The sequence below is a fragment of the Enterococcus lemanii genome (assembly GCF_016909125.1).
In the GTDB taxonomy this organism is placed as follows: domain Bacteria; phylum Bacillota; class Bacilli; order Lactobacillales; family Enterococcaceae; genus Enterococcus_I; species Enterococcus_I lemanii.
The window spans coordinates 15,536-29,283 of the sequence record NZ_JAFBFD010000006.1 but is presented as its reverse complement, the minus strand read 5'-3'; the positions used below and the strand labels follow the sequence as shown (position 1 = coordinate 29,283).

The window sequence follows — 13,748 nt, the reverse complement described above, 5'->3', positions numbered from 1 at the left end:
TTTGTAAAGAAAGGGTGAGAAAGATGTTAGAAGTGAAACACTTAACGAAAAGCTTTGGGGACTATTGTGCGGTAGAGGATTTATCTTTTCAAATTGAACCAGGTACTATTTTAGGTCTAATTGGTCAAAATGGGGCTGGAAAAACGACAACATTTCGCTTGATTTTAAATTTTTTAACTGCAGATCACGGTGAAATTTGGTGGAACGGACAACCAATTGGGAAAAAAGAATACAACCTCATTGGTTATTTACCAGAAGAAAGAGGCTTATACCCTAAAATATCAATTCAAGATCAACTCCTATATTTTGCTCAATTGAGAGGGCGGACTAAAAAAGAAATTGAACCAAAAATTGATGAATGGATGACGCGTTTTCAAGTAAAGGGTAAGAAAACAGATAAAGTTAAAACACTATCTAAAGGGAACCAACAAAAAGTGCAATTAATTTCGACTTTAATTCACGAACCAAAATTGATTATCTTAGATGAACCATTTAGTGGGCTTGATCCAGTTAATGCGGAATTATTAAAAGAAGGAATCTTATCATTGAAAGAAAAAGGGTCCTGTATTATTTTTTCTAGTCACAATATGGATCATGTCGAAAAAATTTGTGATCACCTCGTTATGTTAAAGAATGGGCAAACCGTTTTAAATGGGGTTGTTCATGAAATTCGTCAATCTTTTGGCCGTACAAAGCTATTCATTGAATCCGATTTAAGCCAAAGTGAGCTTGAGAATTTTGCGGGTGTGAAAGAAGTCATCAAAAAAGAAGATGATAGTTTTGAACTAACGTTGCTGTCGCCAGAAGTTGGAGAAAATATTTTTGCAGCAGCCACTAAAAATGGCTATATCCCAATGTTTAACCAACAGCCACCAACGTTAGAAGAAATCTTCAAATTGAAAGCAGGTGAAATTAATGGCTAAGTATTGGATTATTACGAAAGATGTCTATAAGAAAAATGTAAAATCTCTTTCTTTTTTTGTCATGTTAGTGATTCCTTTTATTGCGGTCGGCGTCTTTTACTTTATTGGGAAAATGTCAGAAACAACCATTGAAACAGAAAAAATTGGAGTAGTCATCACGGAACAAGCAGATGAAATCGGAACAATTTGGCAAAATACCAACACGTCAGCACCGATCATCTTGTCACAAGCAGAGGGAGAAAAACAATTAAAAGCAAAAGAAATTGATGGCTTGCTACTGATTACCAGTGAAGCCGATGTTCTTTCGGCTGAACTTTTAAGTGAAGAAAGTCTTTCGCAATCCACGATGCTGACTGTTCAACAGCAACTTAACCAATTTCAGTCAATTGTTCGGGCGTCAGAATTAGGGCTAACACAAGAAGAAGTTACTCGTTTAAATCAAGCTGTGCCTCTTGAAACAAAGTCCGTTCGTTTTACGCAAAATGGTGCACTAGAAACGGGTAAAGATTTAGGCGCTTTTCGAATGGTTTTAAGTTTTGCAAGTACGATTCTCTTATTCTTTTTTATTATTACTTATGCGAGCATCATCGCTCAAGAAATTGCCTCGGAAAAAGGAACCCGAATTATGGAAGTCATTTTATCGAGTGTTTCAGCGAGTAGTCATTTTTATGGGAAGTTAACGGGCATTTTACTAGTCGCTTTAACGCAACTCGTTGTTTATGGGATTGGCGCTGGAATTACTTTTATTTGGTTTAAAGACAATCCTTTGATTCTTGGCTTTTTTAATGAATATTCTCTTGCTTCCATTTTAAATGGCTTTTTTAGTTACACCTTAATCTATTTACTTTTTGGGATATTCATTTATGCCGTTTTAGCGGCTTTATGTGGTTCTTTAGTTAGCAAAGTGGAAGATGTCAGCAAAGCAATCTTACCGGTTACTTATTTATCTTTGGCTGGTTATATGATTGGCTTAACGGTTGGTGCGATGAATCCAGACCATTTAATTGTTCGCGTTAGTTCGTTCATTCCCTTTTTATCTTCTTACACGATGCCCATACGGTTAGCGTATGGCTCTGTTTCGAGCAATCAAGTCTTTATTTCTCTGTTTCTCTTGCTTTTAAGTATTTTTATTTTAGTTGTATTTTCATCAAAAATGTATAAAGCCAATGTATTAATTTACAATGACAATGGTATCTGGGCAGCATTGAAACAATCATTTTCGTTAATGAAATATCAAAATAATCATAAGGAAGGTAAACGCAAATGAAAAACAAACATAAAAAAGGCTTGCTTTCATTCGGTCTTGTTGGCGCGGGTATAGGTTTAACTTATTTTCTATTTCGAAATGAAGCAGTTGAAATAAAAAATCAAACAAAGCCAAAAATCCAAGAGGGTGCGTACAAGCGAGACTTATTTTTAGTTAGTAGTGACGGCTTACCTTTAGCATTGACAATCACCCAAGATGTGAAACAACGACCAAAAGCCGTCGTGCAAATTATCCATGGGATTTTAGAACATAAAAATCGCTATCAAGACTTTGCCAATTACTTAGCTGAAAATGGCTATATTGTTGTGACAAGTGATAACCGAGGCCATGGTGAATCAGTTAATGAACAATTTCCGTTAGGGCACATGCCAGGAATTGAGCGAATGATTGAAGATCAAGTGAACATCACTGATTTTATTCAAAAGCAGTACCCAGAGTTACCGGTTTATTTATATGGTCATTCTTTTGGCTCGATTTTAGCTCGTAATTATTTACAACAACACGATGATAAAATTGAGAAGCTACTTTTAACAGGCACGGTTTGTTATCAAAATTTAGCGCCTTTAGGTATTAACCTCGCTCAATTTGCAAATCGTTACGTCGGTGAAAAAAGTCATTCTTGGCTAATCAAGAAGCTATCTGGCTTTGGTTCAAAAGACTATGATTGGTTGACGCACGATAAAGAGCAACTCGAAAAAGTGGCAAATGACCCACTAATGCTTGAAGGATATGACAATATTGGTGTATATACGATTTGGCAAGGAGATTATGAATTAAAACAAATTGAAAAATATGCTTGCAAAAACCCAACATTGCCTATTTTTAGTCTCAGTGGTTCAGAAGACGATAAAATAACTGGTGGTGTAAAAGGATTAGCCGATACCCAAAAAACATTAGAAAAAATCGGTTATACCAATATAACCATGGAAGAAATACTAAATATGCGCCATGAAATCTTAAACGAAGTGGAAAGACAAAAGGCCTATCAACAAATTCTAGCTTTTTTTGAAGCTTAAAAAAACCCTATGAAATTCAAGTAATAGAATTTCATAGGGTTTTTGCTAATTTTTAGCGAGCGCGAATGACTTCGACTTTGTAACCATCTGGATCAATAATAAAGTAATAAGAAGGAGGCACTCCTGGTAGTCCTTTAAGATCGGTTACCTCAAAGCCAGCTTCTTTATGTTTTTGATGTAAAACCGCAACATCGTCTGTTGCAATCGCAATATGACCATAGCCATTACCTAAGTCATAGCCGGGGTGATCATAATTGTAAGTTAATTCTAGTTCATAACCATCGCCAGGTAACGTTAAGTAAACAAGTGTGAATTTTGCTTCGGGGAAATCACGGCGACGACTTTCTTCAAAACCAAAAGCTTTTTGATAAAAATCAAGAGAAGCGTTTAAATCTTTAACACGGACACAAGTGTGAGCCATTTTCATTGTATTCATCATCCTTTCAAGTTGTTAAAGCTATCATAACATAAGCTCTTTTTTGTTGATAGAAATATGTTTGCTAATAAAACGGTAACAAACAAATGAATTTTACTTGTTTATTTATTGAGAATTCGTTAATATAGAAGAAAACCTTTGGAGGTTAACCATGCTTATTCCAACTTTTGGAGAAAAAGAAAAGGATCAAAACTATCAAACGCGTCGTGGTGCTTATGTTGTAGTTCCGCAGTTAAATAAAGAAAAGATTATATTGGTTCAAGCTCCTAATGGTGCTTATTTTTTACCAGGAGGCGAAATAGAAGCTGGTGAAGATCATTTTGCAGCTATTCATCGTGAAATGTTAGAAGAATTAGGTTTTGAAGTTGAAATTGCGACGTATTTCGGGGAAGCAGTTGAACATTTTTATTCGCGTCATCGCAACACTTATTTTTATCACCCGGGTTATTTTTATGAGGTGACTACTTGGAAGCGTGTTGCAGAACCAACAGAAAAAACGAACCAGCTTGCTTGGGTTACTCCAACTGAAGCTTTAAAATTGTTAAAAAGAGGGAGCCATCAGTGGGCGGTCAAGCAGTGGCTCATCAAAAACGAGCACTCGACGGCGCACTAAGGGTGTTTTAAACGCGCTAAATATTCGTTTTCTATTATAAAAAGAGGCCAAAAGAAATTTAAAATAATTTCTTTTGGCCTCTTTTTTAGTGAACAGAAAGAACCAATGACTTTTTGTTAATTAAAAAACTTAAGGAATAACTTTACCAATAAAACGCATTCGGTCGAGCGTATTCATTATAAAACAAATTTTTCAATCGCTACAGCAACACCATGTTCGTCATTTGAAGTAGTAATAAAACTGGCTGCTTTTTTAACGTTTTCGGTTGCGTTGGCCATGGCGATACCAATACCCGCATATTCAATCATAGGTAAATCATTTTCATTATCACCTAAAGCCATTACTTCGCTCGGTTGAATATTAAGTTGTTCAGCTAAACGTTTTACTGCAGCTCCTTTATTTACTTTTTTATTTAAAAATTCTAAGAAATAAGGCGCACTTTTCACAATGGTATACTGCTCATAAAATTCAGCTGGAATGAGTGGTTGAATCCGTTCTAAAATTTCAGGTTCATCAATCATCATCATTTTAAGAATGTTTAATTCTGCATTCATTTCGTCTTGAGTACGGAATTTCAAAGGCATATTAACGAGATAAGATTCTAAGACAGTATAACGGCTAATGTCACGATTTGAAGTGTACATGGTATCCGCTGTTTCAGTATGTAAGTGAACATTTAACTTTCTCGCCAATGTATCAATTGCTAAGTAATCGTCATAAGTTAATTCAAATTTTGAAACAATTTCTTTTGTTTTTGTTTTTTGAATCAAAGAACCATTATAAGTCACAACATAGTCATTTTCACCAAATAAATCAAGTTCTTCAATTAAATCTTGAACACCTGTTAAAGGACGTCCCGTACATAAGACGATTTTCACCCCTTTTTCTTCGGCTTTTTTTAAAGCCACTTTCACTTCATCTGTTAGTTGGTGATGGCTGTTAAGAAGCGTTCCATCAATATCAATTGCAATTAATTTAATCAAAATTTCTCCTCCAGTAGTCTATTCAGTTAAAGCGCCATTATGAATATGGGCTTTAAATTCATTATAAGTTGCTCCAAATAAATCATAGTTGGCTTGCATAGAAAGGTCAACCATTTCTTTTGGGAAATAAAAACGATGGTCGCCTTGGCCTTGACCGGCAATCGCTTTGACTAGTTGACTTGCTTGTGAAAGCTCGACGAAAGTTCCGTCATTTTGTTGGAGTTCGATTTGGGTTCGTTGCTTATTTGATTCTGGTCGATAAAAGTCATAGGGCAAATCGAAACTCGAATGAGTCGCGGTATAATAAGTTGGATTGTAGCCAACTTTTTCAACAAGTTGTTGCATAGACGCAACGAGAGGCCGTTGCGTTGGGTCTTGGAATCGGCAAGACTTTAGTGGTTTTCGATTTAAAAAGCGTGAAGCCAAATCAGTTAATAATGCATCCGGTTCGTCAAGCCAATGGTTAAAGTAAGTATTTAAAACGCCATCATCCAGTCTGAGGTAATCACTGATAGTAAATGATTCTTCAAAAAAAGGAACAAGCAGAGGAGCCTTGCAAAAAAAGAGCTCTTTGTTTAGTTGGTAGTACTCTTTTGCTCGCTTTAATAAATGTTCCAGTAAAACTTCCATTCCGCGAGAAGTTGGATGGAAATAAACTTGTGCGTACATCTGGTAGCGACTAACAATATAGTCTTCGACGGCATGCATCCCGTTAATGGCAAAAGTTATCCCACCATCATAAGGACGAATGACTCTTAAAATCCGCGTCAAGTCAAAAGTACCATATTCAGTTCCAGTAAAGTAGGCGTCACGCAAGAGATAATCCATCCGATCAGCATCAATTTGACTAGAAATCATTTGGACAACTTGGGGGTTGGGGTAAGTTTTTTGAATGACACTAGCCACCTTCTCGGGAAAACCGTGTTCCACTTGATTTAAAACTTGATAAATTTCTGTTTCAGGAGAACAAATGATTTGAACGGTTAATTGCTCATGATTTGTTTTAAAGATATGTTCAAAAGTATGCGAATAAGGACCATGGCCAACATCATGTAATAAGGCAGCGCACAAAGTGACTAATCGTTCTTGATCATTCCAACCTTTCTGACCGATTTTTTCAATGGAATAATTACGTTGGAAAATATCGCAAATTCTACGAGTAATTTCATAGACGCCTAACGAGTGCGCAAATCGGCTATGTTCTGCTCCGTGAAAGGTAAAAGAAGTTGTCCCAAGCTGCTTAATTCGGCGTAATCGTTGGAATTCTTTCGTATTAATTAAATCGGCAATGACCCGATGTTGTACGTGAATATAGTTATGAACGGGATCACGAAATACTTTTTCAATAGGAAGCATTTGTTGTTTATACGGTTGATTCATGATATTCCTCCTGGATGATTTGATTTCGAGTAATCATTTGGTCTATTTTTTTAGTAAGTGTTTCAGTTAATTGGTTTTCTTTGAGCCAGATGGTAAGGTCTGTTGTTTTTTCTTCTGCAGAAAAAGCAGCGCATAGTCGTTGCTTCATTTGTTCAACGGTAAAATTTTCTTCTAAAAGGGTGCTTAACGTCGTCATGCTCAGGGGGTCTATTTTAGGATAACGCAAATCCTGTGAATTTTCGCCCAAACTATGTTGATAAAACTCGCGCACAAATTCACCACGTTGTTCTTGTGGGCCATTCACACTTAAGTACATCATGACCGCAATGCCGCCTTTGATTCGTCGTTGCGCAAGCCCCGCAATTTTTTTACCAGCAACACTTAAATCATAAGCGCCCGGACAATAAGAATTCGGTACTTCACCAGCCGTAATTTCAATTTCAGGTAAGGCTTTTTGTAAAAGTTGTTTTATCTTTTCATAGGCTTGGTCGATCGTCTGTATGTCTGTTGATTTTGGAAAAAAATAAGAAACATTTAAGATTCCATCATCGGCAATGACACCCAGTCCGCCAGAATTTCGAACTAAAGGTTGATAAGGAGAATCTAAGACTTTTTTCAAACCTTGATAAAAAAAAGGTGTTCGTGTGTCTTGCATTCCCAAAATAAAAGTATTTTCTAATTGCCAAAAATGTAAAATTTCTATATGATTTGAATGGGTATACTCTGTAAAAACGTCGGTTAAAGCAAATGGAATATAGCCTTGATTTTGGGCGTATTTTTTTGAATCAAAAATAAGTGTATTCATCTAAGTACCTCGAGATTAAATTAATTTAGGTAATCTTTCCTTCTTTAATTATATACGAAAGATTAAAAAAAAACTGTTTATTGCAATCAAACATTTTTTAAGGGGGAAAACAATGGATTTAAAAAAAGGGATGAACGTTACAATACATTTACGAACGCTCATCAAACAAAACAATGAAGAAGAGGAATTTTTATATGAATTACTAGGGCAAGTTGCACGCGTGGGCGATAATTTATATATACGCTATCAAGAGCCACAAGAAAATGGCGTGACTTATCCAGTAACACTTAAGATTTTTCCTGATGGCCAAGTTCAATTGGTTCGAACAGCCCAAACAAGGACGCGTTTTTTATTTAATCAAGGGCAAGTAACAGAAACGCGTTATCAAACACCCTATGGAAACATTGAACTAGGGGTAAAAACAAAGAAGTTACACTTTAGTTTGAAAGATGAACCAATTTCAGGAAGGGTCGAAGTCGTTTACGATCTACTGATGGCGACAGAAACAGTCGGTAACTATTTTTTTGAATTGGTATTTCTTGAAGAAAGTCAGGGAAAACCAAAAGAATAAATTGCTTTTTGAAGTACAATTTTGTATGATTAGTCTTAGACTGTGAAAGGACGTGTTCCGATTGGAAATTTATGTATTCGAAGGTGTCGATAAAAGCGAATTGTCAATGATTGAAGTAGCGCACGCAATCTTGACACAAAAAGCAGACGTCATGGATTTCTCAGATTTAGTGAATCAAATCCAAAAATATTTAGAAAAATCAGATAGTGAAATTCGTGATTCATTGGCTCAGTTTTATACTGACTTAAACATTGATGGACGTTTTATCTCATTAGGTGACAACCGTTGGGGATTACGTTCTTGGTATGCGGTTGACTCGATTAATGAAGAAGTCAATCATGGAATTGAAGACGAAGAAGATGAAGAAACACCGCGTCGTAAAAAACGTAAAAAAGTAAATGCATTTATTAGTGGCGATGCAGATGCGATTGACTACAATGATGACGACCCAGAAGATGCTGATTTAGCAGATGACGACGAGGATTCTTTTGAAGATGAAGATGATGATGAAGAAGATGTAGAAATTAAAGCGTATAACTCTGACTTGCAAGAAATTGGTGCAGACAAAGATGAGGATGACGAAGCATTAGGAAGTATCGAAGAAGAGCTAACGATTATTGACGACGAAGAAGAAGAAGAAGAAGATGATGAGTTTAGCGAAGAAGAGTACTAATTTTAAAAAATGAAACCTTGCTCCCTATTTAAAAATGGGGAGCAAGGTTTTTTTATGCAGTTACACTCAGATATAATTGGATGGGTTTAAAACTATCCAATTGGTTGTTTTCATTTATAAAAAACTTCCTTATACTAACAATACATAAAAAAGGAGGCGAGGGGAAACGATGGCGCGATTTACTTTAACAATTGGTGGGTCAGATACTTGGGGTGGTGGCGGTATTCAAACAGATTTGAAAACTTTTGAAAATTTAACGACCTTTGGGTTATCGGTCTTAACTTGTATAGCAGTCGAAAAAGAAAATGAATTTGTTATAAGAAATTTAGACGCAAAACTGGTGGAAGAGCAACTAGAAACAATAGAAAAATATTATAAGCTAGATGCAGTAAAAATTGGCCTATTAGGCAGTGTCGAGATTATCGAAGTCGTTAAAGCATTTTGTCAACGAAATGCTAAAAAATATCCAATCATTCTAGATCCGGTTATGGCATTTAAAGAAAGTGAACACGCTCTCAAACAAACTTACTTGCAAAAACTAATAGAGCTGTTTCCTTTTGCGGATTTAATAACACCTAATTTAATAGAAGCCCAATTACTTTTAGGGGGAATTTCAATTCAGACAAAAGAAGATATTTTTTTAGCAGCTGAAAAATTATCTTTGATGACGAAAAGTAAAGTCTTACTAAAAGCGGGTGCAACCCATGGTTTTGATTTGTATCAAACTGCTTATTTCTCGCAACTTTTTGAAGGCCCGATTTCGAATAAAAAAACGGTAAATGGCGCAGGTTGTTGTTTGTCAGCAGCGATTTGTGCCTATCTAGCACAGGGGGCTTCATTGCTCAAAAGTATTGAAAAAGGAAAAAAATTTGTCTATGAAGCCATTGAAACAGGCGTAGTTGTCGGAGAAGCAGGGAATGTATGGCACCCAATAAATGAAGGGAGTTTTAATAAATGAAATTGCAAAAACAACTTGTTCAAATCGCGATGTTGACTGCTTTAACGGTGGTTGTTTCACTGATGTTTATTTTTCCAGTCCCAGCAACGAATGGTTTTGTGACACTATGTGAAGTAGGGATTTATGCGGCGGCTTTTTTACTAGGTCCGATAGGTGGATTTTGGGTTGGTGCTTTAAGTGGTGGCTTAATTGATTTATTTTCAGGTTACCCGCAATGGATTGTTTTTTCTGTTTTGATTCATGGTCTGCAAGGCGGAATCGCCGGTTATTTCTTTCAAAGAAATGGTCGTTATCAAACGCAGATTGGTTTTTTAAGTGGTAGCCTAATCATGATTGTCGGTTATGCATTTGCTACAGGCTTTCTATACACTTGGCCAGCTGGAGTCGCTTCGATTTTTGGAAATATGATTCAAAATATTTTTGGGATTACTTTAACTAGTTTACTAATTTCTGCGTTGCGTAAGGTGAAGCTACCTCTAAACGAAAGAAGGATATGAGCAAATGGAAAAAAACGAAATCGTTGAACCTTTAACAAAGATAATGATCGATATTTTAAATGAAGCCCATTTAAAAAAGGATGATATTTTTGTTTTAGGGTGTAGTACGAGTGAAATCACGGGTGGAAAAATCGGCAAAAATCCTAGCCAAGAAATCGGTGAGTGGGTTGTTAGCACGTTAATGAACCTTTTAAGCTCACAAGGGATTTGCTTAGCTGTTCAAGGGTGTGAACATTTGAATCGTGCCTTGGTTGTAGAAAAGGAAGTGGCATTAAAAAATCAGTGGGAAATCGTTGAAGTTTTACCAAGTTTATTTGCAGGCGGTGCTTGTTCAGTCGCTGCGTTTAAATACTTTAAAGAGCCCGTTGAAGTCGAAAAAGTGACTGCTCAAGCTGGCATTGACATCGGTGATACTTTTATCGGCATGCATATCAAACACGTACAAGTTCCGATTCGTCCATCGATTAAAGAATTAGGGAACGCCCACGTGACGGCGGTTCGTTCTCGTCCGAAATTTATTGGTGGGCCACGAGCAAGTTATAGAAATGGATAGTTTTTTTGAAAAGAATAAGAAAAAAAGGTCAACTACCGCTCGACTTTTTGGAGTCTGTAGTTGATTTTTTACGTTATTTAGTAAATAATATTGGGCCTTTGTTAAAAGAGGTTGTTTGAAAATACTATAAATCGTTAAAAAGAGGCACTCGAGTTAGATAGGATGCACAAAAAAACTCTAACTCAAAAATCGAATTAGAGGACACTTGCCATCCACGCATATTAATTTTTTATCAAAAAAACACCCACAAAATCCCCACAAAGGCCATCAAAAAACACATCTCCACAAAATTTTATGTAATCGTAGGTACGGTGTAAACCGCTAGAAAACAATGTTTTGCTAAATGAAGTTGTTTGAAGTATACTGTAAACAGTTACAAAGACGCGCTCTGAGGGAATCGAACCCCCGTCACAAGAACCGGAATCTTGTGTGATATCCACTACACTAAGAGCGCTTAACACTTTTACTAGATTAGCAAACTTTATGAGAAAATACAAGGGGAATTACAATGAAATTTCAACAACAATACACACAAAAACAAAAACAAGTCCAATCACAAAAACTTGTTTTAACCCAACAGTTGCAACAATCGATTCAAGTCTTACAATTCTCAAGTGATGAGTTGAATCAATTTGTCGAAGATCAAACGCTAGAAAATCCTCTATTAGAGTTAATTGATACCGATTTTGTGCCACAAAATAGTATTTCTTCGTCTGCTAAACAAGAAGAGACGGATTATTTAGCGCAAATTCCAAGTCGGAGTCATTCATTATTTGAATACCTCTTGGAACAGATTCATTTAAATTATCGCGATACTTACTTACGAAGTCTAGTGTTATTTTTAGTTGAATACATCGATGTCAATGGTTTTTTATCTATTTCTTTGGACGAGGCGGTAGAAATAACGGGAGGAACGCCTATTCAATTACTTGATGCGCTTACTTTAATCCAGCAATTGGATCCAGCAGGCGTAGGGGCTCGCGACTTACAAGAGTGCTTGATGTTGCAAACAGAAAGAGACGAGCACGCACCCGCATTAGCTTATATTATGTTAGAAGAGTTTTTTGAAGAATTGGTACAAAGAAAATGGGAGGTCATTGCGAAAAATTATCAGGTTTCTTTACCGGAAGTTCAAAAAATATTTGATTATTTACAACATTTGACCGCTACACCGGGTGCTGTCTTTGATGACCCAAAAGATTTATACATTGTTCCGGATTTAACAGTAACAACGAGCGAGCAAGGCCTTGTTGTTTCGTCAAATAAAAATAGCGTTCGTAAAGTAACCTTTCAGCAAAATTATTTTGATCAAATGAAAAAAAATGCCGATGCACAAGTTTTAGCTTACTTAAATGAGAAACAACAAGAGTTTATTCATTTGAAAAAAATGATTGAGCAACGAGGAGATACCATTTTACGAGTAGGTGAATATATTGTCGCTCACCAACAAGCGTTTTTCTTAAATCCTGCAAGGCCGTTAAAACCATTAATCCTAAAAGAAGTAGCAGAAAAATTAGATATCCATGAATCAACGGTAAGTCGAGCGGTCAATGGGAAATACTTAGCAACGGAATTTGGTGTCTTTGAATTAAAAAGCTTTTTTAGCCACAAACTTATATCAGCCGATGGAGAAGAAAGCTCAACAGCAAGTGTCAAAGTGGCCTTAAAAGAAATTGTAGATTTAGAAGACAAGCAAAAACCGCTGTCAGATCAAAAAATTGTGGATGCTTTAAAGGTTAAAGGGATGAATTTATCGCGACGCACGGTAGCTAAATATCGGGAACAACTTGGCATCCCAGGATCATCGAAAAGAAAAAGATATGAATGAATAGGAGAGAGTAAGAGAAAAAGAGTCGTTTTTTCTCTTGCTTTTTTGGTTGCAAGGAATAAGAAATTGTGCTAAGATTAAATTTGTAAGGGATGAGAAAAACTTAATCAATCTTTTTTTTACTCTGCATGGGTCGTATTAAGTCTATATGGGACTATTCTCGTCCAATGGAGGTGGCAAATGCTAGATGATTTTAGAGTAATTGAAATGATTGCTCCTGATGTATTAGCGACAATTCAAGAACGTTACCGCATTTTGCAAAATATTTATTGGATGCAACCTGTAGGTAGAAGAGTTTTAGCTGATAAATTAGCCTTCACAGAGCGTGCCCTTCGTACAGAAACAGATTTTTTGAAAAAGTTAAAGCTCATTGATGCTTCAAAAAGCGGGATGAAGTTGACTGAAAAAGGCGAAGAAACCTATCAACAATTGAGTGGTTTTATGGACCAAGTTTTTGGAATGAATCATCTTGAAAGAAGCCTTGCAAAATATTTTGGGATTGCTCGATGCTTAGTCACACCTGGTGATAGTGACCAGCAAGAAAAGGTAATCAAAGAATTTGGCCATCTACTGTGGGAAGCGTTGGATCAACAATTACCAAACGGCCAAAACATTATTGCTGTTATGGGTGGCACAACGATGGCAGAAGTGGCAGAAGAACTTTCGGCATTAGAAACAGATGCCCGTCATAATGTGTTTGTTCCAGCACGCGGCGGAATTGGCGAAGCGGTTAACGTCCAAGCGAATTCAGTGAGTGCGGTAATGGCAATGAAAACGAAAGGGACGTATCGTTCACTTTTTGTACCAGAACAATTAAGTCGAGCAACGTACCATTCGCTGATGCAAGAACCATCTATTTTAGAGGTACTTAACTTGATAAGCGAAGCAAATTGTGTTATTCATAGTATTGGAAAAGCAATTTATATGGCTGCACGCAGAAAGATGACAGAAGAAGAAATTCTGATGTTGAAACAAAAAAATGCCGTTGCTGAATCATTTGGTTATTTTTTTGATGAATCCGGTGAAATTGTTCATCGAATTCCTAGAATTGGACTGCAATTAAAAGATGTATCACAAGTGCCATATGTCTTTGCTGTTGCAGGTGGTAAAAGCAAAGCCAAAGCAATCCATGCTTATATGAAGAATGCACCAAAACAAACGTGGCTTATCACCGATGAAGCTGCGGCAAGCGAGATTTTAAAAGGGGTTACCCTTTAAAAATAAAATTTTTTTGATTTTCATAAG

At 36.4% G+C, this 13,748-nt stretch carries 15 protein-coding genes and 1 tRNA gene; 11 read left to right on the top strand and 5 right to left on the bottom strand.

Features of this window, described 5'->3' with window-relative positions; all coding sequences use genetic code 11:
- Positions 1–23 precede the first annotated feature (23 nt).
- The 3 genes from JOD14_RS02795 to JOD14_RS02785 are packed head-to-tail and all read left to right on the top strand — an operon-like array spanning position 24 to position 3,206.
- On the top strand, positions 24–923 hold the full coding sequence (locus JOD14_RS02795; protein WP_204653174.1) for an ABC transporter ATP-binding protein: 900 nt from the start codon (positions 24–26) through the stop codon (positions 921–923).
- Positions 916–2,190, top strand: coding sequence for an ABC transporter permease (locus tag JOD14_RS02790; protein ID WP_204653173.1), 1,275 nt, complete (start codon positions 916–918; stop codon positions 2,188–2,190). The genes JOD14_RS02795 and JOD14_RS02790 overlap by 8 nt, the downstream gene beginning before the upstream one ends.
- Positions 2,187–3,206, top strand: a complete 1,020-nt coding sequence (locus tag JOD14_RS02785) for an alpha/beta fold hydrolase (RefSeq protein WP_204653172.1) — start codon at positions 2,187–2,189, stop codon at positions 3,204–3,206. Before JOD14_RS02790 ends, JOD14_RS02785 begins: the two co-directional genes overlap by 4 nt.
- A 52-nt stretch (positions 3,207–3,258) precedes the next feature.
- Here the strand turns inward: JOD14_RS02785 and gloA are convergent, their stop codons facing one another.
- Positions 3,259–3,633: a lactoylglutathione lyase gene (gene gloA, locus JOD14_RS02780; RefSeq protein WP_204653220.1), complete on the bottom strand. Its 375-nt coding sequence runs from the start codon at positions 3,631–3,633 to the stop codon at positions 3,259–3,261.
- Between the two features lie 160 nt (positions 3,634–3,793).
- Here gloA and JOD14_RS02775 point away from each other — a divergent pair, with 160 nt between their 5' ends.
- Positions 3,794–4,255 carry an NUDIX hydrolase gene (locus tag JOD14_RS02775; protein ID WP_204653171.1) on the top strand — a complete coding sequence of 154 codons (462 nt, stop codon included), beginning with the start codon at positions 3,794–3,796 and terminating at the stop codon, positions 4,253–4,255.
- A 176-nt stretch (positions 4,256–4,431) separates the two neighbouring features.
- On the opposite strand, the gene yidA is transcribed toward JOD14_RS02775, so the two are convergent.
- From yidA to JOD14_RS02760, 3 genes are read right to left on the bottom strand one after another with little or no spacing between them, the layout of a single operon-like run.
- Positions 4,432–5,241 (bottom strand): sugar-phosphatase, encoded by an 810-nt coding sequence (yidA, locus tag JOD14_RS02770; protein ID WP_204653219.1) that lies wholly within the window; start codon positions 5,239–5,241, stop codon positions 4,432–4,434.
- A gap of 15 nt (positions 5,242–5,256) precedes the next feature.
- Positions 5,257–6,618 carry an HD domain-containing protein gene (locus tag JOD14_RS02765; protein WP_204653170.1) on the bottom strand — a complete coding sequence of 454 codons (1,362 nt, stop codon included), beginning with the start codon at positions 6,616–6,618 and terminating at the stop codon, positions 5,257–5,259.
- Positions 6,602–7,423 carry a lipoate--protein ligase family protein gene (locus JOD14_RS02760; RefSeq protein WP_204653169.1) on the bottom strand — a complete coding sequence of 274 codons (822 nt, stop codon included), beginning with the start codon at positions 7,421–7,423 and terminating at the stop codon, positions 6,602–6,604. The genes JOD14_RS02765 and JOD14_RS02760 overlap by 17 nt, the downstream gene beginning before the upstream one ends.
- Before the next feature lie 112 nt (positions 7,424–7,535).
- Here JOD14_RS02760 and JOD14_RS02755 point away from each other — a divergent pair, with 112 nt between their 5' ends.
- The 5 genes from JOD14_RS02755 to JOD14_RS02735 all read left to right on the top strand — a co-directional run bounded on the left by JOD14_RS02755 (position 7,536) and on the right by JOD14_RS02735 (position 10,675).
- Positions 7,536–7,994, top strand: coding sequence for a YwiB family protein (locus tag JOD14_RS02755; RefSeq protein ID WP_204653168.1), 459 nt, complete (start codon positions 7,536–7,538; stop codon positions 7,992–7,994).
- A gap of 61 nt (positions 7,995–8,055) precedes the next feature.
- Positions 8,056–8,667, top strand: coding sequence for a DNA-directed RNA polymerase subunit delta (gene rpoE / locus JOD14_RS02750; RefSeq protein ID WP_204653167.1), 612 nt, complete (start codon positions 8,056–8,058; stop codon positions 8,665–8,667).
- A 169-nt stretch (positions 8,668–8,836) separates the two neighbouring features.
- On the top strand, positions 8,837–9,625 hold the full coding sequence (locus tag JOD14_RS02745) for a hydroxymethylpyrimidine/phosphomethylpyrimidine kinase (RefSeq protein WP_204653166.1): 789 nt from the start codon (positions 8,837–8,839) through the stop codon (positions 9,623–9,625).
- Entirely contained in the window at positions 9,622–10,122 is a 501-nt protein-coding gene (locus tag JOD14_RS02740; RefSeq protein WP_204653165.1) for an ECF transporter S component, read from the top strand. The genes JOD14_RS02745 and JOD14_RS02740 overlap by 4 nt, the downstream gene beginning before the upstream one ends.
- A 4-nt stretch (positions 10,123–10,126) precedes the next feature.
- On the top strand, positions 10,127–10,675 hold the full coding sequence (locus JOD14_RS02735; RefSeq protein ID WP_204653164.1) for a TIGR01440 family protein: 549 nt from the start codon (positions 10,127–10,129) through the stop codon (positions 10,673–10,675).
- Positions 10,676–11,057: 382 nt separating this feature from the next.
- Here JOD14_RS02735 and JOD14_RS02730 read toward each other — a convergent pair.
- Positions 11,058–11,129: transfer RNA gene (locus JOD14_RS02730), tRNA-Arg, on the bottom strand.
- 54 nt (positions 11,130–11,183) lie between these two features.
- Between JOD14_RS02730 and rpoN the strand changes: the two genes are divergently transcribed.
- Positions 11,184–12,503 (top strand): RNA polymerase factor sigma-54, encoded by a 1,320-nt coding sequence (gene rpoN, locus JOD14_RS02725; protein ID WP_204653163.1) that lies wholly within the window; start codon positions 11,184–11,186, stop codon positions 12,501–12,503.
- Between the two features lie 180 nt (positions 12,504–12,683).
- Positions 12,684–13,721, top strand: a complete 1,038-nt coding sequence (locus tag JOD14_RS02720) for a sugar-binding transcriptional regulator (protein ID WP_204653162.1) — start codon at positions 12,684–12,686, stop codon at positions 13,719–13,721.
- Positions 13,722–13,748: the final 27 nt, after the last annotated feature.

What these genes read in the sequence shown, in the direction of transcription:
- JOD14_RS02795 (WP_204653174.1), top strand. Translation starts at nt 24, where the DNA reads ATGTTAGAAGTGAAACACTTAACGAAAAGCTTTGGGGACTATTGTGCG.
- JOD14_RS02790 (WP_204653173.1), top strand. Translation starts at nt 916, where the DNA reads ATGGCTAAGTATTGGATTATTACGAAAGATGTCTATAAGAAAAATGTA.
- JOD14_RS02785 (WP_204653172.1), top strand. Translation starts at nt 2,187, where the DNA reads ATGAAAAACAAACATAAAAAAGGCTTGCTTTCATTCGGTCTTGTTGGC.
- gloA (WP_204653220.1), bottom strand. Translation starts at nt 3,633, where the DNA reads ATGAAAATGGCTCACACTTGTGTCCGTGTTAAAGATTTAAACGCTTCT.
- JOD14_RS02775 (WP_204653171.1), top strand. Translation starts at nt 3,794, where the DNA reads ATGCTTATTCCAACTTTTGGAGAAAAAGAAAAGGATCAAAACTATCAA.
- JOD14_RS02765 (WP_204653170.1), bottom strand. Translation starts at nt 6,618, where the DNA reads ATGAATCAACCGTATAAACAACAAATGCTTCCTATTGAAAAAGTATTT.
- JOD14_RS02760 (WP_204653169.1), bottom strand. Translation starts at nt 7,423, where the DNA reads ATGAATACACTTATTTTTGATTCAAAAAAATACGCCCAAAATCAAGGC.
- JOD14_RS02755 (WP_204653168.1), top strand. Translation starts at nt 7,536, where the DNA reads ATGGATTTAAAAAAAGGGATGAACGTTACAATACATTTACGAACGCTC.
- JOD14_RS02745 (WP_204653166.1), top strand. Translation starts at nt 8,837, where the DNA reads ATGGCGCGATTTACTTTAACAATTGGTGGGTCAGATACTTGGGGTGGT.
- JOD14_RS02740 (WP_204653165.1), top strand. Translation starts at nt 9,622, where the DNA reads ATGAAATTGCAAAAACAACTTGTTCAAATCGCGATGTTGACTGCTTTA.
- JOD14_RS02735 (WP_204653164.1), top strand. Translation starts at nt 10,127, where the DNA reads ATGGAAAAAAACGAAATCGTTGAACCTTTAACAAAGATAATGATCGAT.
- rpoN (WP_204653163.1), top strand. Translation starts at nt 11,184, where the DNA reads ATGAAATTTCAACAACAATACACACAAAAACAAAAACAAGTCCAATCA.
- JOD14_RS02720 (WP_204653162.1), top strand. Translation starts at nt 12,684, where the DNA reads ATGCTAGATGATTTTAGAGTAATTGAAATGATTGCTCCTGATGTATTA.